This window comes from Paraburkholderia sp. CNPSo 3281 (genome assembly GCF_024206515.1).
GTDB classification, from domain to species: Bacteria; Pseudomonadota; Gammaproteobacteria; order Burkholderiales; family Burkholderiaceae; genus Paraburkholderia; species Paraburkholderia nodosa.
The window spans coordinates 302,565-321,795 of sequence record NZ_JAMBPS010000004.1 but is presented as its reverse complement, the minus strand read 5'-3'; the positions used below and the strand labels follow the sequence as shown (position 1 = coordinate 321,795).

The 19,231-nt window shown below is 64.8% G+C and carries 17 protein-coding genes; 6 read left to right on the top strand and 11 right to left on the bottom strand.

Annotated features, from left to right (window positions below):
- Positions 1-3 precede the first annotated feature (3 nt).
- The 5 genes from M3I56_RS07405 to M3I56_RS07385 form a co-directional block, all read right to left on the bottom strand.
- Entirely contained in the window at positions 4-645 is a 642-nt protein-coding gene (locus tag M3I56_RS07405; RefSeq protein ID WP_254353203.1) for a HutD family protein, read from the bottom strand.
- A complete protein-coding gene (locus M3I56_RS07400; protein ID WP_302056689.1) occupies positions 642-1,409 on the bottom strand; it encodes an amino acid ABC transporter ATP-binding protein in 768 nt (255 codons plus the stop codon). The genes M3I56_RS07405 and M3I56_RS07400 overlap by 4 nt, the downstream gene beginning before the upstream one ends.
- Complete coding sequence (locus M3I56_RS07395; protein ID WP_254353202.1) at positions 1,406-2,074, bottom strand: amino acid ABC transporter permease; 669 nt, start codon at positions 2,072-2,074, stop codon at positions 1,406-1,408. The genes M3I56_RS07400 and M3I56_RS07395 overlap by 4 nt, the downstream gene beginning before the upstream one ends.
- A gap of 17 nt (positions 2,075-2,091) precedes the next feature.
- A complete protein-coding gene (locus tag M3I56_RS07390; RefSeq protein WP_028206924.1) occupies positions 2,092-2,847 on the bottom strand; it encodes a transporter substrate-binding domain-containing protein in 756 nt (251 codons plus the stop codon).
- Between the two features lie 83 nt (positions 2,848-2,930).
- Complete coding sequence (locus M3I56_RS07385; RefSeq protein ID WP_254353201.1) at positions 2,931-3,680, bottom strand: IclR family transcriptional regulator; 750 nt, start codon at positions 3,678-3,680, stop codon at positions 2,931-2,933.
- Between the two features lie 171 nt (positions 3,681-3,851).
- On the opposite strand from M3I56_RS07385, the gene M3I56_RS07380 reads away from it, so the two are divergent.
- Both M3I56_RS07380 and M3I56_RS07375 read left to right on the top strand, forming a co-directional pair.
- Positions 3,852-4,844 (top strand): ABC transporter ATP-binding protein, encoded by a 993-nt coding sequence (locus tag M3I56_RS07380; protein WP_254353200.1) that lies wholly within the window; start codon positions 3,852-3,854, stop codon positions 4,842-4,844.
- Positions 4,841-5,602: an ABC transporter permease gene (locus M3I56_RS07375; protein WP_028206926.1), complete on the top strand. Its 762-nt coding sequence runs from the start codon at positions 4,841-4,843 to the stop codon at positions 5,600-5,602. The genes M3I56_RS07380 and M3I56_RS07375 overlap by 4 nt, the downstream gene beginning before the upstream one ends.
- Before the next feature lie 34 nt (positions 5,603-5,636).
- Here the strand turns inward: M3I56_RS07375 and M3I56_RS07370 are convergent, their stop codons facing one another.
- From M3I56_RS07370 to M3I56_RS07355, 4 genes are all read right to left on the bottom strand, one after another.
- A complete protein-coding gene (locus tag M3I56_RS07370; RefSeq protein WP_254353199.1) occupies positions 5,637-6,992 on the bottom strand; it encodes a tryptophan leader peptide in 1,356 nt (451 codons plus the stop codon).
- 101 nt (positions 6,993-7,093) lie between these two features.
- Positions 7,094-7,861, bottom strand: coding sequence for a ParA family protein (locus tag M3I56_RS07365; protein ID WP_028206927.1), 768 nt, complete (start codon positions 7,859-7,861; stop codon positions 7,094-7,096).
- A 337-nt stretch (positions 7,862-8,198) separates the two neighbouring features.
- Positions 8,199-8,735 carry a nucleoside deaminase gene (locus M3I56_RS07360; RefSeq protein WP_254353198.1) on the bottom strand — a complete coding sequence of 179 codons (537 nt, stop codon included), beginning with the start codon at positions 8,733-8,735 and terminating at the stop codon, positions 8,199-8,201.
- 26 nt (positions 8,736-8,761) lie between these two features.
- Positions 8,762-9,874, bottom strand: coding sequence for a BMP family ABC transporter substrate-binding protein (locus tag M3I56_RS07355; RefSeq protein WP_254353197.1), 1,113 nt, complete (start codon positions 9,872-9,874; stop codon positions 8,762-8,764).
- A 207-nt stretch (positions 9,875-10,081) separates the two neighbouring features.
- Between M3I56_RS07355 and M3I56_RS07350 the strand changes: the two genes are divergently transcribed.
- A complete protein-coding gene (locus tag M3I56_RS07350; protein ID WP_254353196.1) occupies positions 10,082-10,519 on the top strand; it encodes a cupin domain-containing protein in 438 nt (145 codons plus the stop codon).
- 4 nt (positions 10,520-10,523) lie between these two features.
- Here the strand turns inward: M3I56_RS07350 and M3I56_RS07345 are convergent, their stop codons facing one another.
- On the bottom strand, positions 10,524-11,879 hold the full coding sequence (locus M3I56_RS07345) for a polyhydroxyalkanoate depolymerase (RefSeq protein WP_254353195.1): 1,356 nt from the start codon (positions 11,877-11,879) through the stop codon (positions 10,524-10,526).
- 312 nt (positions 11,880-12,191) lie between these two features.
- Here M3I56_RS07345 and M3I56_RS07340 point away from each other — a divergent pair, with 312 nt between their 5' ends.
- Entirely contained in the window at positions 12,192-12,851 is a 660-nt protein-coding gene (locus M3I56_RS07340) for a glutathione S-transferase family protein (protein WP_254353194.1), read from the top strand.
- A gap of 156 nt (positions 12,852-13,007) precedes the next feature.
- Complete coding sequence (locus M3I56_RS07335) at positions 13,008-14,456, top strand: circularly permuted type 2 ATP-grasp protein (RefSeq protein WP_254353241.1); 1,449 nt, start codon at positions 13,008-13,010, stop codon at positions 14,454-14,456.
- Positions 14,457-14,493: 37 nt separating this feature from the next.
- Here M3I56_RS07335 and M3I56_RS07330 read toward each other — a convergent pair whose 3' ends face one another.
- Entirely contained in the window at positions 14,494-15,567 is a 1,074-nt protein-coding gene (locus M3I56_RS07330) for a putative zinc-binding metallopeptidase (protein WP_254353193.1), read from the bottom strand.
- Between the two features lie 173 nt (positions 15,568-15,740).
- Between M3I56_RS07330 and M3I56_RS07325 the strand changes: the two genes are divergently transcribed.
- On the top strand, positions 15,741-19,190 hold the full coding sequence (locus M3I56_RS07325) for a transglutaminase family protein (RefSeq protein WP_254353192.1): 3,450 nt from the start codon (positions 15,741-15,743) through the stop codon (positions 19,188-19,190).
- Positions 19,191-19,231: the final 41 nt, after the last annotated feature.

Here is a 19,231-nt window from a genome sequence, read left to right as displayed (position 1 = left end):
AAATCAGGCTCGCGCGATATCGAGTGTGACGGCCAGCAGCGCGCCTGCGCCGCGCGTTTCGAGGTCCACGGCCTGCGCCGCGTCCACGCGCAACGTGTCGGCGGGCGCGAGCGCGATGAAGCCGTCGCCCGCCACGCTCACCTCGACTCGACCTTGCACGGCATGCAGCAACACGGTCTGCGCATGCACACTGCGCCGCCCTGCCTCGCGCCACACTTCGAGCGCGCCGCGCGCGGCCTCGCGGCGCACCATCAGGTTGAACACGCGCACGGGGCCGGCGGCGATCCGTGCATCGATCGCAGATTCGCCGGCAAAGCGCGCGATGTCCAGGGCGCGATCGAGCGTATGTGTGGCGTGAGGCGCTTGTCCTCCTGCGCACGCTTCGTCCAGCTGCAAGGCGGCGCCCTCGATCAACACGAGCGTACGGTCGATGCCCGCGAAGCACGAAAACGGCCCGGCCTGCGCGATATCCGCGAGACTCGCGCGCCAAGCGAACCCATCGGGCGGCGCGCCCGCTGCGCAACCCGTCACGATTTCGCGCGTCACGCCGCCGCCGTTTTTCCAGGGCGCGGGCACGAGATCGGCGCCGCGCAGCAGCGTCACTCTTGCGCCTGCCCTGCCTTCGGGTGCGGAAGAGCGGCTCATGCGCGCGACAACACCGCTTGCAGGAAACTGCGCGTGCGCGGTTGTGCCGGCGCGGTGAAGATCGTCGAAGGCGGCCCCGACTCGACGATCTCGCCACCGTCCATCACCACCACGACATCGGCCACTTCCTTCGCGAAGCCCATCTCGTGCGTGACGACCACCATCGTCATCCCCTCGGAAGCCAGCAGCTTCATGACCTGCAACACCTCGCCGACCAGCTCCGGGTCGAGCGCCGAAGTCGGCTCGTCGAACAACATCACGCGCGGCTGCATGGCCAGCGCGCGCGCAATGGCGACACGCTGCTTCTGCCCGCCCGAAAGGCTCGCCGGCATCACATGCGCCTTGTGCGCGAGCCCGACTTTCTCGAGCAAGGCAAGCGCGGCGGACTCGGCTTGCGCCTTCGATGCCCCGCGCAACATGCGCGGCCCGACCGTGATGTTGTGCAGCACCGAGAGGTGCGGAAACAGGTTGAACGACTGGAACACCATGCCGACTTCGGTACGCAGCGCATTGAGCGCGCGGTCCTTGAGCATCGCGCCGTTTTCCACGAGGCGATGACCGCAGATATCGACGGTGCCGCCCTCGGCCTGCTCGAGTCCGTTGCAGCAGCGCAGGAACGTGCTCTTTCCCGAACCGCTCGGGCCGATCACCACGACCACCTGTTGCGGCTGAATGTCGAAGTCGATGCCGTTGAGCACGAGGTGCGAGCCAAACGACTTCTTGAGTCCGCGAATGCGAACGATCGGATCCGGTTGCGCGCTCATTGCACCATCCCTCCTGCGCGCAGACGGCGCTCGACGCGATGCAGTGCATAGTTGGTCGTCTGCGTCAGCACGAGATAGACGAGCGCGATCACGAGGTACACCTCCAGCGAGCGATACGAAACGCTGATGATCTTCTGGCCTTCATGCATCAGGTCGTCGATCGTCAGCAGCGAGACCAGCGCGGAATTCTTGATGAGCGCGATGAATTCGTTGCCGAGCGGCGGAATCATGCGAACCACGGCCTGCGGCAGGATGATGGCGCGCATGGCCTGCCCCGACGACATGCCGATCGACCGCGCGGCTTCCATCTGCCCGCGATCGACGGACTGGATCGCGCCGCGCACGATCTCCGAGACGTAGGCCGCCGAATAGAGCCCGAGCCCCAGCATGCCGCAGACGAACGCCGGCAAGAGGATGTTGAACTGCGGCAGTCCGAAGAACAGCAGGAACAGCTGCACGAGCAGCGGCGTGCCGCGAAAGAACACGAGGTAGCCCGTGCAGAAGCCGTAGACGAGCCGCCGCTGCGGCGCGAGCCGGCCGATGCCGATCAGGAGGCCGAGCATACAGCTGAGCACGAGTGCGGCAGCGGTCACTTCCACCGTGACCAGCGCGCCGTGTGCGATGTCGGCCCAACCGGCGATAGCCGGAGAGAAGTCGAATTGCATGGATCAGATCCACCGGGTCACTTCGAACTCGAGCCGAACCACTTGTTCACAATCTGGGCGTAGGTACCGTCCGCCTTGATCTTCGCAAGTGCCGCGTTCAGCGAATCACGCAGCTGCGGTTCATCCTTGCGCACGGCAATGCCATAGGCCTCCTTCGTCAGCTCCGTGTCGAGCACGCGAAAACCCGAGCGCGTGCGGGCGAACTGGTACGCGGCGGGCTTGCCGGTCACGGCGGCGTCGGCACGGCCAATGCCGACCAGGTCGAACATTTCCTGGTTCTTCTCGACCTCGACGCGCGTGACCTTCGGGTAGTTGTCGCGCAGGAAGTTCACCGACTTCGTGCCGACCTGCACCGAGACCTTCTTGCCGTCGAGATCGGCGAGCGTCTTGATGGGCGAGTCGGCCTTCACGAGCGCGACGAGGCCGCCTGCGAAATACGGCTGCGTGAAGTCCACCACCTGGCTGCGTTCCGGCGTGATGTAGATGCCGGAGATCGCGGCGTCGAAGCGGTGTGCGATCAGCCCCGGAATCAGCCCCTTGAAGTCGATGTCGGTCCACTGGACCTGCTTGCCCATTGCCTTGGCGAGCGCGTTCATCAAGTCGACGTCGAACCCGGTGCGCTGACCGTTTTCCGTGAACTCCATCGGCGGGAACGTCGCATCGGTCGCGACCTGGAGGACGTTCTGCGCTTGCGCGCTCGCGGTGCCGGGAGCGGCGGCGGCGAACATCGCGAGGGCGACGCACGTGGCGGACAGCAGTTTGTGCAGTTTCATGTTGGACTCCTGTGTGGTTGGTCGGGACGCTGCGTTTTTTTGCTTCGATCGTTGGCTTTGCTCGTGGGCTTCGTTCGTTGCGGTCAATCGGTCTGCAGGCGGGCGGAAATGGTGTGCGCGGTGCGCAAGGTCCAGTCGGCGAGCTGCAATTCGCGGCCTGCCACGCGCGAGGACGGCGCCATCAAGGTGATCGACGCGTTGGCCCCCGCGCCGCGCGCAACGCGCCGGAACACGGGCGCGCTCACGCCCCATACGCCGGGGTCGACTTCGCTTTCGCTCACCGCGTAGCCGCGCGCGCGAATCTGCTTCAGTTCCGCTTCCATGGCGGCGCGGCCCTTGGTGTCGCCGGCGAAGAGGCGATCGAGCGTCTCGCCGCGCGCCTTTTCGTGCATGAACGCGAGCAATGACCTGGCCGACGCCCCGGCCTTGAGCGGCACCGCGCGCCCCTTCTCGAACGAGCAGCGCAGCGAATGTGTGCTTTCGACCATTTCGAGGCAGACCACCTGGTCGTTCACGGCGACGACGAGCCCGACGCTCTCCTGCGAGGTCCGCGCGAGTTGCAGCATGCCTTCGCGGCTCGATTCGACGAGCAGCGAATTGACGTCGAAGCCAAGCGCAAGCTGCAGACTGATGGGGCCCGGCGCGTAGTAGCCGGCGTCTTCGGTCACGAAGCCCCAGCGCTTGAGCACCGCGACCTGGCGGTAAAGTGTGCTTTGCGCGAGCCCGGTGGCCGCGAGCATGTCCTTCGCGGACATTGCCTTGCCGCGGCTCGCGAGTGCCGAAAGCACCAGTAGCAGGCGCTCTGCGCCAGTAACACCGGGTTCCTGTTTCACCTGGAAGACGAAGGCTGAATTGATGCACTCAGCATGCCACGTCACTCCCAGAAATCAAAAATACGATTCCCAACGAATGGGAATGCCATGAGAGGGTTTTCCCTGGAGATGTTCGATGTCCCGTGTGGGTCCGTGCGATGTCTTTTACCCGCTTCTGGTAATGTCACGCACATGCAAACGATCCTATCCATCGAGAATCTCTCGAAAGTCTATGCATCGGGACTCCGGGCGCTCACGAACGTCAATCTGGACATTGCGCGGGGCGAAATCTTCGCGCTGCTGGGGCCGAATGGCGCCGGTAAGACGACGCTGATCAGCATCATCTGCGGCATCGTCAATGCGAGCGAAGGCAGTGTGCGCGTGGCCGGTCACGATATCCTCGCCGACTATCGCGCCGCGCGCTCGCTGATCGGCCTCGTGCCGCAGGAGCTGACGACCGACGCGTTCGAAACGGTCTGGGCCACCGTATCGTTCAGCCGCGGCCTGTTCGGCAAGCCGCCCAACCCCGCGTATGTCGAGCGCGTGCTGCGCGACCTCTCGCTGTGGGAAAAGCGGAACAACAAGATCATGACGCTCTCGGGCGGCATGAAACGCCGCGTGCTGATCGCGAAGGCGCTCGCGCACGAGCCGCAAGTCCTGTTTCTGGACGAACCGACGGCGGGGGTGGACGTCGAGCTGCGCCGCGACATGTGGGAACTCGTGCGCGGGCTCAAGGCGAACGGCGTGACGATCATCCTGACGACGCACTACATCGACGAGGCGGAGGAGATGGCCGACCGCATCGGCGTCATCAACGCGGGCAAGATCATGCTCGTCGAGCGCAAGGACGTGCTCATGCGCAAGCTCGGCCGCAAACAGTTGACGCTGCAGCTCGACGCGCCGCTGGGCGCGATTCCGGACGGGCTGGCTGCCTGGGGGCTGGAGCTGGCCGACGGCGGCTCCGAACTCATCTATACGTACGACAGCGAAAACGAACGCAACGACATCATCACGCTGCTGAAGAACCTGAACGAGGCCGGCATCGGCTTCACGGACCTGAAAACGAGCCAGAGTTCGCTCGAGGACATCTTCGTGAGTCTCGTCCATAGAGACCCGGCGGCCGCTTCACGGCCCGCCGCAGCTTCGGTCGCAGAAGACGGCAAAGGACAGGTAACCTCCCGATGAACCACTACGCAATTCGCGCCATCTACCGATTCGAAATGGCGCGCACCCGGCGCACGCTGATGCAGAGCATTGTCGCACCGGTCATTTCGACCTCGCTCTACTTCATCGTCTTCGGCTCCGCAATCGGTTCGCGCATCAAGGAAGTGAACGGTGTCAGCTACGGCGCGTTCATCGTGCCGGGCCTGATCATGCTGTCGCTGCTGTCGCAGAGCATCTCGAACGCATCGTTCGGCATCTACTTCCCGCGCTTCACGGGCACGATCTACGAGCTGCTCTCGGCGCCCGTGTCCTACCTCGAAATCGTGGTCAGCTATGTCGGCGCGGCGGCGACCAAGTCGGTCGTGCTCGGGCTCATCATCCTCGCGACCGCGGCGCTCTTCGTGCCGATCCAGATCCAGCACCCCGTATGGATGGCGCTGTTCCTGCTGCTGACCGCGGTCACGTTCAGCCTGCTCGGTTTCATCATCGGCATCTGGGCGGACAACTTCGAGAAGCTGCAAATCGTCCCGCTCCTGATCATCACGCCGCTGACCTTCCTCGGCGGCGCCTTCTACTCGGTCGACATGCTGCCGACGGCGTGGAAGGTGATCACGCTATTCAACCCGATCGTCTATCTCATCAGCGGTTTTCGCTGGAGCTTCTACGGGCTCGCCGATGTCGACGTCGGCGTGAGTCTCGGCATGACGGCCGCCTTTCTCGCGGTGTTCCTCGCGATCACCGCGTGGATCTTCAAGACGGGCTACCGGCTGAAAACCTGACGTTAGCGAATCAACCGGGTGCCCGCCTCGAACTTCAGGCCGGCACCTCTCCCGGCGCGCCGTCGAGCGGCCGGTCCTTCGGGCCGTTCAGGGGAGCGTCGAACGAGCCGTCCAGAATACGCAGCTTGTCGGTCATATCGGGAAAGGCGTGACCTGCCGCGCGCAGCTCGTTCACGAGCCGGTGCGCAACGGCCCGGCAGTGGGCCAGCGTCTCATGCAGGCGCGGCTCCGACTGCAGACCGGTCACCGCCCTCTCCAGCTCCGGTGGAGATTCGCTCAGCAGAGCCGGAACGACTTCGTCCGGCGGGATCAGCGAGCCGTGACTCAGCAGTTGCGCGGTCCAGTCGCAGCCATACAGCAGTGCGCGCCGTTCGGCCCTGCGCGCTTCGTCCTGCTCGAGCGTGGCGAGGCTGTGGCGATTCTTCTGAATCTCGGCGCGCCACGGCGCCAGAATCTCGGCACGCAGCGCCGCTATCGCTTCGCCGAGCGCCGCGTTCTGCCCGCCCGCAACGAGGCGGCGCTCGTCGAGCCTGTCCACCTCGTCCCGGTAGCTTTCGAGGTACGCCAGCCAGTTCAACGGCAGCTCCGGCTTTTCGAAGAATGCGCGGCGCACTTCATTGAGTTCGTTGCGAATATCCTGCAGCGCCTGGTTATCGGCAAGACGCGCCTCATGCACGTCGTGAGCCGTCACCATCTGCCGATGCAGCGGAAAGAGTGGATTGCTGTAGCGCCGCTGCAGATGCCGCTCGGCCGCGCCCGGCCGGGCGCTCCATTTCCAGTTGGGCAACGATTTCGCGTCGAATTCGACCGCCTGGATCATCGGCCGGAACACGGACAGCGCTTCGTCGGTGGCGTGGCGAAAGCAGTCCGCCAGCTTGTAGTCGTTGCCTTGCAGGGAGGCGGCCACATCCCCCGCGTAAGGCGAGTCGGGCCTGAGCCTCAGGGTGCCGGTGGCCAAAAAGAATTCCATCGGCAGTTCGACGCTCTGGCCTTCCAGTCTGAACGCGCGCTGCTCGGCGGAAATCGCCTCGACAGCGTGCGCGAGGCGGTTTTCCTGATCGAGGAGCGCATCGATCGCGTCTCCCGACGACGGCTGCGCTGCGTCGGCCAGCAGGCAAAACGTCTCGCGTGCCATTCTCGCCGCGATGGTGCCGTGCTTCTCGGCAAAGAGCCAGAACCAGAGGGCGAGCTGGTAGCCCTTGACCCCATTTTGAGCGGTCGCTTCGACCTCGGGTGTGAATGCGATGCCGGGCGCGGCCCAGTTCGCAAACGGCGGCGTGCCGACGCCCTGATACATGCCCAGGAGTTGGCGTATCGATTCATGCGTGTTGGCAGGCCAGTTGCGCGCCTCTTCCTGGCGCTTCTCGGTCTTCCAGAACCTCCAGTCCATTCTGCACCTCGCAAGAGAGCAAGAGTCTCGGTGCGACTCGCTGCGAGGGATACTTGCACACTCCGCCGAGGGCGTAAACCGGTGATCTCCGCGCTTGCCCTTTAAGCCCCGCTCAGTTCCTGATGGAGCGCGAGGAATTCGCGCGTGAGCTTGTGCGCCGGATCGAGGTGAACGACGGGCTTGGCCTGCTGATGCGATTCGCGAATCTTCACCGACGATGAAAGCCGCGACGACAGCACCGGCAACCCTTCATCGACGAGTTCGTCGACGAGTTGCTGCGGCAGGCTCGCGCGCGGCTGGAACTGGTTGATGACGATGCCTTCGACCGTAAGCGCGGCATTGTGGTCCTGCTGAATTTCTTTCACGTTTTCGAGCAGCGTGTAAAGTGCGCGGCGCGAGAAGTCGTCGCAGTCGAACGGAATGAGGCAGCGCTCGACTGCGATCAGCGCCGAGCGCGTGTAGAAGTTCAGTGCGGGCGGCGTGTCAATGTAGATCGCGTCGTACATGTCGAGTTCTTTGAGCGCGTCGCGCAGCTTGTAGATCTTGTAGCGCGACTCGAGCTTCCCGTGCAGCGTGTCGAGATCGGGATGCGCGGGCATCACGTCCAGATTCTCGAAGGGTGTCGAATGAATGAACGACGTGACCTCGACCGGCCGGAAGCTGAACGTCAGCGCGGTTTCGAAGAAGTCGGCGACATTGGGCTTCGCGTCGGTGGAAGCCGCGCCGAGCAGGTACTGGCTCGAATTTGCCTGCGCGTCGAGGTCGATGACGAGCGTGCGCCGGCCCTCGTTCGCGCTGATCGCAGCGAGATTGCAAACGATCGTTGACTTGCCTACGCCACCCTTCTGATTGAACACCACGCGCCGCATCTCTTCGCTCCCCTGTTTCTCTCTCATTCAATGAGATGGATGGGGATGAGCATACCCGATGCGGCGGTGCAAAAAGATTTTGGTGGCCGTTTTCCAGGCAAACGGCTAGTTATCTAACCGTTTCATTTTCCAGAGCCTGGCTGGTTGTAACCCGTACCGTCGCATGCGTAACTCGCGGTGGCTGGCAGCGCCAGGACAAGCGATACAGCCAACAGGGCTGCAAAGATGCGCCGAGCTTTCATTTGCGTTTCTCCTGTTCAAAGGTACGCCGGTGCGTTAAGCATAGGTCAGCCGACTTACAGAGCGATTTCGCGTGATTACGGCATGAAGTCACTGCTCAAATGTGTCCCCAAAAATTGCGCTGCACCTGCATCACTTCTTCCTCGACCTCGGCTACGGGCCCGATCAGGTCAACGCGCTTCTGGCAATGATCGAAGACATAGCGCGACGACACACTCATCGTCGGATTCTCCGCGTGATTGCCCGTGGCCTGCAGCAGCCGCTCTTCCGTCATGCCGAACACCACGCGCCCAATGTTCGCCCAGTAGGCCGTGCCCGCGCACATGCAGCACGGCTCGACCGTCGTATACAGCGTGCAACTCCACAAGTATTGCGGCGTAAAGTTGAGCGCGGCGATGCGCGCGAGCACGGCTTCCGCATGATTGACGGTATCGACATTGCCCTGTTCGATGAGAACCGATTCCTGATCGGGCCCGACGAGAATGGCGCCAAACGGGTGATGGCCCAACTGCGTCGCGCGTTCCGCGATCACGCTTGCGTGCCGCAAATGGCGGACGATCTGATCGCGCGTCGGCGCGAGCCCTTGCTCCGGGAATTCAGAAGCGTTCTGTTGTGGGGAAATGGTCAGGCTCAAAGCGAGCCTCCTCCTTGTTGGCGGTTTCATTTCGGCAACGCACCGTCTACGCCCTGCACGAACCAGTTCAGCCGCAGCAACTCGGCGTCGGGCAGCGACGCGCCCGCTGCCACCTTGATCGCGCCGCTCTGATCCTTGATCGGCCCCGAGAACGGATCGAATTTTCCGGCGATGATGTCGTCGCGCTTTTGCGCGAGCGCCTTTTGCGCGGCGGGCGAGACGGTTGCGGTGTTGATGTCGGCGAGGTCGATGGCCTTTTCCTTGAGGCCCCACCACGTCGGCGTGTTGGTCCACGTGCCGGCTTGCACCTCTTCGACCAGGTGAGAGTAATACACGCCCCAGTAACTCACGCAAGCCCCCAGTTGGGCATTCGGGCCGAACTTCTTCATGTCGGAGTCCCAACCGAACGCATGCACTTTCTTCTGCTCGGCAGTCTGCATCGTCGCCGTCGAGTCGGTGTTCTGGATCAGCACGTCCGCGCCCTGGCCGATCAGCGTTTCGGCCGCCTGCTTCTCCTTGCCCGGATCGAACCAGCTATTGATCCAGATGACCTTGACCTTCGCATTCGGATTGACCGAACGCGCGCCCATTGTGAAGGCGTTGATGTTGCGCACCACTTCGGGCACCGGCACCGAGGCGACGAAGCCGAGCGTATTCGTCTTCGTCGTATAGCCGCCGACGAGCCCGGCCAGATACGCGCTCTGGTACGTGCGCACGTCATAGGTCGCGAAGTTCGCGGCCTTCTTGTATCCCGTCGCATGCTCGAACACAACGTCGGGATAATCCTTTGCGGTCTTCAGTTCGAAGTCCTGAAAGCCGAAGCTCGAGCCCACGATAATCTTGTTGCCCTTGCTCGCGAGGTCGCGAAACACGCGCTCCGAGTCGGCGGATTCGGGGACGTTCTCCACACGTGTGACCTTGATCTTGTCGCCGTATTTCGCTTCGATCGCCTTCACGCCCTGTTCGTGCGCGTAGGTCCAGCCTGCGTCGCCGGGGTTGCCGAGATAGACGAACGCGACGCCCATCGGGGCCGCAGCGATGGCGGTAGGGCTCAACGCGACCCAGACGCCGAGCGTGGCGAACAGCGCAGCCACGAGGCGCAGTGAGCGCACCGACTCGCGAGCGAATCTTGTTGCCATGAGGTCTCCGAAACAGGGAATGGAAAGGTCAGATACTGGTCAGTCAAAATTGAGGTCGAAATTTCGATTCATTATGTGATGAATAACGGAATCGATATACCGCTCAACGCGCCGTTGAAGCACGGAATCGTCGGTGGCTTCATGCTGGAACGCGTCGTGCTTGCCGAACCCCTTGCCCCTTCAACCTTTGCGCTCGGGAGACCTGTCATGCAAACCGCACTCGCCACGGATTTTTCGCACGTCAAGCCGCAGGACACCTCGTTCACGGGCGGCGGGCTGCGCGACTTCTTTGTCTATCGCGACCTGGGCATCGCCAAAGCCACGCATGGCAAGGTGGTCGCGCAACTCGTCAGGGCAAATCTTGCGCCGGAACTGGGCACGGGCTGGCACCGGCATGAGGCAGAGTTTCATATCGTCATCATGCTCAAGGGCTGGGCGCGCTTCATGTACGGCGAGAAGGAAACGCTCGTTGAAGCGGGCGACTGCGTGCATCAGGCGCCGGGCATCGCCCATTACCTCTTCGATTACTCGCCCGACATGGAGTACCTCGAAATCGTGAGCCCCGCCGACTTCAAGTCGATCGATGTGGAAGCGCCCTGCGCGGTGCCCGCGCCGACACCCTGGCAAGCGAGCCCCGCAATCTAACGCGCTAGCCCTGGTTGGGCTGCGTTTCGGCGGCGCGGCTGATTGCCGTTGCGGCATGCGCATCGGCGTCGAGCAGCGCGCGCAGGGTTACCCGATCGTCGCCCATCGCCTCCGGCGCCGCAATGCGCCGCGCGCGCGGCTCGTGGTCGTGAATCGTCGAACGCACGAGCGGATAGATCTGCGTGTCCCAGCGACGGCCATTGAAGACGCCGTAGTGACCCACGCCCGTCTGCACATGATGCGTCTTCATATAAGGGCGCAGCCCCCGGCACAGGTCATGGGCGGCAACGGTCTGGCCGACCGCACAGATATCGTCCTTCTCGCCTTCGATCGTGAGCAGCGCGGTGCGGCGAATCGCGTGCGGCTCCACGAGGCGCTCGCCCACCTTGAGCTTGCCTGACGGCAGGGCGTATTCCTGAAACACCGATCTGACCGTTTCCAGGTAGAACTCCGCGGTGAGATCGGAAGTGGCGAAGTACTCGCGATAGAACACGTTGAGCGCATCCGCTCTCGTGGGGTCGCCCTTCGCCCGCTCGTGGCGCATCTCCTCGAACGAAGCGATGTGACGCTCCAGGTTCATCGACATGAACGCACTGAGCTGCACGAAACCCGGATACACGCGCCGCTGCGCGCCGGGAAAACCGCCTGGCACCGCGCTGATGAGATTGCGCTCGAACCACGCGATCGGCTTGCTGTTGGCGAGTTCATTGACCTTGGTGGGATTCACCCGGCAATCGATCGGTCCCGCCATCAGCGTCATGCTCGCGGGCTGCGCGGGATCGTTGTCGGCGGCCATCAACGATACGGCCGCGAGCGCCGCGACCGTCGGCTGGCAGATCGCCACCAGATGTGCATCGGGGCCGATCCGCCGAATGAAGGACATGACGTGCTCGACGTATTCGTCGAAGCCGAAGCGCCCCGCCGATAAAGGTACGTCGCGCGGGTTGTGCCAGTCGGTGATATAGACGTCGTGATCGGCGAGCATGGTGCGCACGGTGCCGCGCAGCAGCGTCGCGAAGTGCCCCGACATCGGCGCGACGAGCAGCACGCGCGGCTGCGGCGTGGCGACGTCCTTGCGAAAGTGCAGCAGCGAGGCAAACGGCGTGCGCTTGACGATGGCTTCGGTCACCGGCGTGCGCACGCCACCCACTTCCACCCCATCGATTTCGAACGGCGGCCGCGCGTGCGAGAGCCCGGCAAGCTCGATCTGCTCCCACCAGGCGTCGAGATAGCGCGCGTCGAAGCCGCACGCGAGCGCGGGCCACGCCGCGAGCGCCGCGCGGGAGAACGACGCGGTGGCGCGCCCGAACCTCGTGAAGTCCGCGAACGTCTGGTAGGCCAGATAGGCGAGCAGGTTCATGGGCAGAGATCCCGATTTGTCTTGAACGCGAAGCAAAGCAGGCAATACGTATGCCAGAAGCGCTCGTTGGCACAGTGCTTGCACTTTCCCGGCATGGCGCGCTTGCACTCGCGCCCTGGCCGGCGCGCTGCGTCACGGCAGCACGGCGCGGACGCTTCGCAGGAAGCGGCGGCATTGCCTTCCTGCATGCCGCAATGTAGTGCGCCCAGTTGGCGTGAGCGGTGCATGCAGCGGCGATGCGCGCATTCGGTGCATGCGGCTGCCTGACCGTCACACTGTTTGCCGTCATGTCCTCACCGTTCAGGAGCCTCCATGAGTCAGACGAATACGACCCTGACGATCAGCAGCCGGAACTATTCGTCGTGGTCCATGCGCGGCTGGCTGCTTGCCAGACTCGCCGGACTCGAATTCGACACGGTGACGGTGCCGCTCGACGACGCGGCCACGCGTGCCGAACTGCTGCTGCTCTCGCCTTCCATTCTCGTTCCCTGCCTGCGCCACGACGGCATCGCGGTCTGGGACACGCTCGCGATTTGCGAATACCTCAACGAGATCCAGCCGCAGGCGCAACTGTTGCCCGCGGACCGCACGGCGCGCGCGCACTGCCGCTCGGTGAGCGGGGAAATGCACTCGGGCTTCAGCGCCTTGCGCTCCGCACTGCCGATGAACCTGCGCGGCCACTTTCCGAACTTTCGCGTCTGGTCGCGCGCGCAGGACGACATCGCGCGCATCGTGACTATCTGGCGCGAATGTCTGCAGAAATATGGCGGGCCCTGGCTCTTCGGCGAGATCGGCGCGGCGGACGCGATGTATGCGCCCGTCGTCACGCGCCTGCTCACCTATGACGTGCCGATCGACCCCGATATCGGCGACTACTGCATGCGCGTGCTCAAGCAGCCTTACGTCGCCGAATGGATTGCAGCTGCACAGTCGGAAACCGAGGACATCGACGAGCTCGATATGGAGTTCTGAGCGTCGCCGCGCACCAACATCGAGCACGTCTTGCCGCGGGCTTCGGCATGGAAGTTGCATCGCCCCCATGCAGCCCGGCACGAACAAACACGAATAAGCGAGCGCAAAAAAGCAGCGAACGGAAAAACGCACATGACGCCAACAGTCTTCAACGAGATGTTCGAGTACGGGGAGTTCGACGTTCGGGGCCTGGCCGCCACGGCGTTCGCGCAGGCCGGCGAGCCGCGCACCCACTACCGCGAATTCTTCGCCTGGATGCGCAGCCAGAGCGAGCAGCAGATGCTCAAGAAGCGCACCGAAGCCGATGCCATCTTCCGGCGCGTGGGCATCACCTTCGCCGTGTATGGCGAAAAGGACGTAACGGGCGCGGGCACCGAGCGCACGATTCCCTTCGACGTGATCCCGCGCATCTTCCAGCGCCAGGAGTGGAACACGCTCGAGCGTGGCCTGCGCCAGCGCGTAAACGCGCTCAACCGCTTCATCCACGACATTTATCACGAACAGGAGATCGTCAAGCGCGGCATCGTACCCGCCGACCAGATCCTGCGCAACGCGCAGTACCGCCCCGAGATGCAGGGCGTGAACGTCGCGCACGGCATCTATGCGCATATCGCGGGCATCGATGTCGTGCGCGCCGGCGAGGGCGAGTTCTACGTGCTCGAGGACAACCTGCGTGTGCCCTCCGGCGTCTCGTACATGCTGGAAAACCGCAAGATGATGATGCGGCTCTTTCCCGATCTGTTCGTGCGCAATCGCGTGGCGCCCGTTGCGCACTACCCCGACCTGCTGTTCGACACGCTGCGCGCCGCCGCGCCGTCCGGCGCCGACAACCCGACGGTCGTGCTACTCACGCCAGGCACGTACAACTCGGCCTACTTCGAGCACGCGTTCCTCGCGCAGCAAATGGGCATCGAACTCGTGGAAGGCCAGGACCTGTTCGTCGAGAACGATCACCTCTATATGCGCACCACGCAGGGCCCGCAGCGGGTGGACGTGATCTACCGGCGCGTGGACGACGACTTTCTCGATCCGCTCGTCTTCCGCTCCGACTCGACGCTCGGCGCCGCAGGCCTCATGAACGTCTACCGCAAGGGCAACGTGACGCTGTGCAACGCCGTGGGCACGGGCGTCGCCGACGACAAGTCGATCTACCCCTACGTGCCCGACATGGTGCGCTTTTATCTGGGCGAGGAACCGCTGCTCAAGAACGTGCCCACGTGGATGTGCCGCAAGGCCGACGACCTGCACTACGTGCTCGACCATCTGCCGGAACTGGTCGTGAAGGAAACGCACGGGGCGGGCGGCTACGGCATGCTGATCGGTCCGGCCGCCACGCGCGCCGAGATCGAGGCGTTTCGCGCGGCGCTCGTCGCGAACCCGGACAAGTACATTGCGCAGCCCACGCTCTCCCTTTCCACCTGCCCAACGTGGGTCGAAACGGGCGTGGCGCCGCGCCACATCGACCTGCGTCCGTTCGTGCTCTCGGGCAAGGAAGTGCGCATGGTGCCAGGCGGGCTCACGCGGGTCGCACTGCGCGAGGGCTCGCTCGTGGTCAATTCCTCGCAGGGCGGCGGAACGAAGGACACCTGGGTGCTGGAGCGCTGAGCCGGCGCAGCAACGAATTCGCGCGGCGCGTGGGCGTTCACGACCGCGAACACGAAGCCGAGATCACGCGATGAACGAAGCGCAACTTGTCGATGACGGGCGAAGCCAGCGCGAACGGATAGCCGTCGGGCATGCCGAGGCTGCGGTTCAGGCTGTTCAGCGCATAGGTGAGGGGAAACCAGCGCGCCATCAGGCTGTCGAAGCTCGCCTCGTCCACCGGCGTCTGGTCGACCAGCGTGGGCTCGTCGGGGCTGTCGGGCAGCAGCGCGAGGCCGCAGGCCGTGGCCGTGTCGAGCGTATCGACGATATGCAGGTAATGCGCCCACGTCTCGGCCCAGTCCTCCCACGGATGCACGGACGCATACGCGCTCACGTGGCGCTCGGCCCAGTCGGGCGCGGGGCCTTCGGCATAATGGGCGGCGAGCGCGGCCGCATAGTCGGCGCGCTCGTCGCCGAAGCAGCGGCGAAACGCTTCGAGCCAGCGCCCCGTTGGCTCCTGCGCGATGAGACGGTCGAAATAGTAGTGGCCGACCTCGTGGCGGAAATGCCCCAGCAAGGTGCGATACGGCTCGTGCAGCGATACGCGCGTGCGCTCGCGATGCGCGTCGTCGGCCTCGGCGATGTTCATCGTGATGAGGCCATGATCGTGGCCCGTCATGATGCGCTGGCCGTCGCCCGTCTCTTCGAGAAACTCGAATTGCAGGCCATGCTCCGGGTCTTCGGCGCGCGTGACGAGCGGCAGGCCGAGCGCCCCCAGCGCGTAGAGCAGGCGCCGTTTGGCCGTCTCGAGGCGATACCAGTAAAGGCGGTTCTCGGGCCGCGAGAGGTCGGGGATCGTGTGCGTGAACTGGCAGGCGCGGCACAGCGTGTCCTCGCAATCGGCCGGGATCATGCCGTTGCAGACATTTTCGATTGCGTAGTTGTGGCACTGGCGAAAGAGCGTGCCTTTAGCCTGCGCATTCAGGCTGCGCCAGCGGCCCTCGCCCGCCTCCTCGAACGCGTGCATCTCTCCTGTCAGCGGCACGTAGCCGAGGCGCGCCTCGCAACGCTCGCAGCGCTCGTTTTCGAAAAACACCAGCTGATTGCAGTGATCGCAGTGAAAGGTCTTCATTGCCGTATTCCTGTGAGGGCCGCGCGCTCCGCTGTGCCTCGCGCAGCACGCCGCGTGCCTCGCACGCACGTGGCCGCCGCTGTCACATCCTGCACTCGCGCCATGCGCATCATAGGCGCGCTGTGCCGTACGCTTTTTCCGCCGTTCCATCCACGTCGATCGAGGAGTCGGGAGTGTCCATCCGTGTCGCGTTAAACCATGTCACGCAGTATCGCTATGACCGGCTCGTGCGCCTCGCGCCTCACGTGGTGCGCCTGCGCCCCGCGCCGCACTGCCGCACGCCCATCCTCTCGTACTCGATGCGCGTGGAGCCCGCCGGTCATTTCGTCAACTGGCAGCAGGACCCGTTCGCCAACTACCAGGCGCGGCTCGCGTTTCCCGAGCCGACGCGCGAGTTCCGCGTCACGATCGACCTGGTCGCGGAAATGGCGGTCTACAACCCGTTCGACTTCTTTCTCGAACCCGGCGCCGAGCGCTTTCCGTTCGCGTACGCGCCCGAGCTGGCCGCGGAGCTTGCGCCGTATCTGGCGCACAGCGAGCCGACGCCGCGCTTCGCCGCGTTCGTCGAAACGATCGACCGCACGCCGCGCGTGACCATCGACTTCCTCGTCGATCTGAACCAGCGCCTGCAACGCGAGATCGGCTACCTGATCCGCATGGAGCCGGGCGTGCAGACGCCCGAGGAAACGCTGGAGAAAGGCTCCGGCTCGTGCCGCGACACGGGCTGGCTGCTCGTGCAGACGCTGCGTCAGCTCGGGCTCGCGGCGCGCTTCGTGTCGGGCTATCTGCTGCAGCTCACGCCCGACGTCAAGGCGATCGACGGCCCGCGCGGCGCCGAGGCCGACTTCACCGACCTGCACGCCTGGTGCGAGGTCTATCTGCCGGGCGCGGGCTGGATCGGGCTCGATCCGACCTCGGGCCTGCTCGCGGGCGAAGGCCATATTCCGGTGGCTTGCACCCCGGAACCCGGCAGCGCCGCGCCGATCTCGGGTGCGCTCGAAGAATGCGAAGTCGAGTTCGCGCATTCGATGTCGATCTCGCGCGTGCTCGAAACGCCGCGCGTGACGAAGCCTTACACCGAAGCCCAATGGGCCGATATGCACGCCATGGGTGTCCAGGTGGACGCCGCGCTCGCCGGCCAGGACGTGCGCCTCACGATGGGCGGCGAGCCGACCTTCGTGGCGGCGGGCGACCGCGACGCGCCCGAATGGAACACCGATGCGCTCGGCCCGACCAAGCGCCGCTATGCCATCGCGCTGATGGACAAGCTGCGTGCGCACTATGGCGCGCTGGGCTTTCTGCATATCGGCCAGGGCAAGTGGTATCCGGGCGAGCAGTTGCCGCGCTGGGCGCTTTCGCTCTTCTGGCGCGCGGACGGCGAGCCCTGCTGGCACGATCCCGCGCGCTTCGCCGACGAGCGCTCGCTCACGCACCACACGGCCCAGGACGCGCAGCGCTTCATCGAACACGTCGCTGCGAAGCTCGCGGTCGATCCACAACACGTGCAGCCGGGCTACGAGGACACCTGGTATTACCTGTGGCGCGAGCGCCGCCTGCCCGTGAACGTCGATCCGTTCGACTCGCGCCTCGACGACGAACTGGAACGCATGCGGCTGCGCCGCGTGTTCGACTCGGGCCTCGATACCGTGACCGGCTACGTGCTGCCGCTTGCGTGCGAGCGCGACGAGCCGTCTGCGGCCCAGCCCGCCATGCAGGGCCCGCGCTGGGTGAGCGGCCCATGGTTCTTTCGCGACGACCGCATGTATCTGATTCCCGGCGACTCGCCGATGGGCTACCGTCTGCCGCTCGATTCGCTGCCGTGGGTCGCGGCGGGTGACTACCCGTGGCAACACTCGCGCGATCCGTTCGCCGCGCCGGCGCCGCTGCGCAGCGCGGCCGAACTGCGCATGCAGTACGAGGCGGGCTTCGATGCTGCCACGCAATCGCGGCAAGAGGAAAGTGCGGGAAGCGCGAACGGACCTGAAACAAACCGCTACCCCGAGCGCGGCGAATCCGCCGGCTGGACCCACCGCACCGCACTGTGCGTCGAAGTACGCGACCCCGCGCGCGCCGCTGGGCCGAAAGCCGAAGCCGCCTCCTTTGGCCGCTCGCAAGGCCAGCTGCATGTATTCATGCCGCCACTCGCCGAACTCGACGATTACCTCGCCCTGCTGGCCGCCGTCGAAGCTACCGCCGCCGAGCTGGAACTGCCCGTCGTGATCGAAGGCTATCCGCCGCCGCGCGACCCGCGCCTGAAGATGCTCCAGGTCACGCCCGACCCCGGCGTGATCGAGGTGAACATCCACCCGTCGTCGACCTGGGACGAACTAGTCGAGCGCACCGAATTCCTCTATCAGACCGCGCACGAAACCCTGCTCTCCACCGAGAAGTTCATGCTCGACGGCCGGCACACCGGCACCGGCGGCGGCAATCACCTCGTGCTCGGCGGCGCCACGCCCGGCGACAGCCCGTTCCTGCGCCGGCCCGACCTGCTCGCGAGCCTCGTGGCCTACTGGCACAACCATCCGTCGCTGTCGTACCTGTTTTCTGGCCTCTTCATCGGGCCGACGAGCCAGGCGCCGCGCGTGGACGAAGCGCGCAACGATCAGGTCTACGAACTGGAAGTCGCGTTCGCCGAGATTCAGCGTCAGGTCGATTTGCTGCGTGGCTTCGGGAGCCCCTTCGACGACCGCCCGCGCGTGCCGCCCTGGCTCATCGACCGCACGCTGCGCAACATCCTCATCGACGTGACCGGCAACACGCATCGCGCCGAGTTCTGCATCGACAAGCTCTACTCGCCCGACGGTCCGACCGGCCGCCTCGGCCTGCTCGAGCTGCGCGGCTTCGAAATGCCGCCGCACGCGCGCATGAGTCTCGCGCAGCAACTGCTGCTGCGCGCGCTCGTCGCGCGCTTCTGGCAGACGCCGTACACGCAACGCCTCACGCGCTGGGGCACCGAACTGCACGACCGCTTCATGCTCTCGACCTTCGTGCGGATGGATTTCGACGACGTGCTCGCCGAAACGTCCGCGGCGGGATTCGCGCTCGAGCCCGCCTGGTTCGCGCCGCACTTCGAATTCCGCTTCCCGCTGGTCGGCGAGTTGCAGACGAGCGGCATCGCGCTCTCGGTGCGCCATGCCCTCGAACCGTGGCACGTGATGGGCGAAGAAGGCGGCGCCGGCGCGACGGTGCGCTATGTCGATTCGTCGGTGGAGCGGCTCGAAGTGCGCGTGCTCGGCATCAACGAAAGCCGCCACGTCGTGACCGTGAACGGCCGCGCGCTGCCGCTTCAATCCACCGGGCGCGTGAGCGAGAGCGTGGCGGGTGTGCGCTTTCGCGCGTGGCAACAGTCGACGTCGCTGCATCCCACCATCGGCGTGCACGCGCCGCTCACGATCGATATCGTCGACACCTGGAGCGCGCGCGCAATCGGCGGATGCCAGTATCATGTTGCGCATCCGGGCGGCCGCCATTATGAGACGTTTCCGGTCAATGCCTACGAGGCCGAGAGCCGGCGGCGCGCGCGCTTCTTCACGACCGGCCACACACCGGGGCCCGTGGAAGTGGCGCCGCCCGAGCGCAGCCTCGAATTTCCGTTCACACTGGATCTACGCCGCGGCTAATTGCGGCCGATAACCCGTCAAGAGCCCTAACCGAAGGCGCG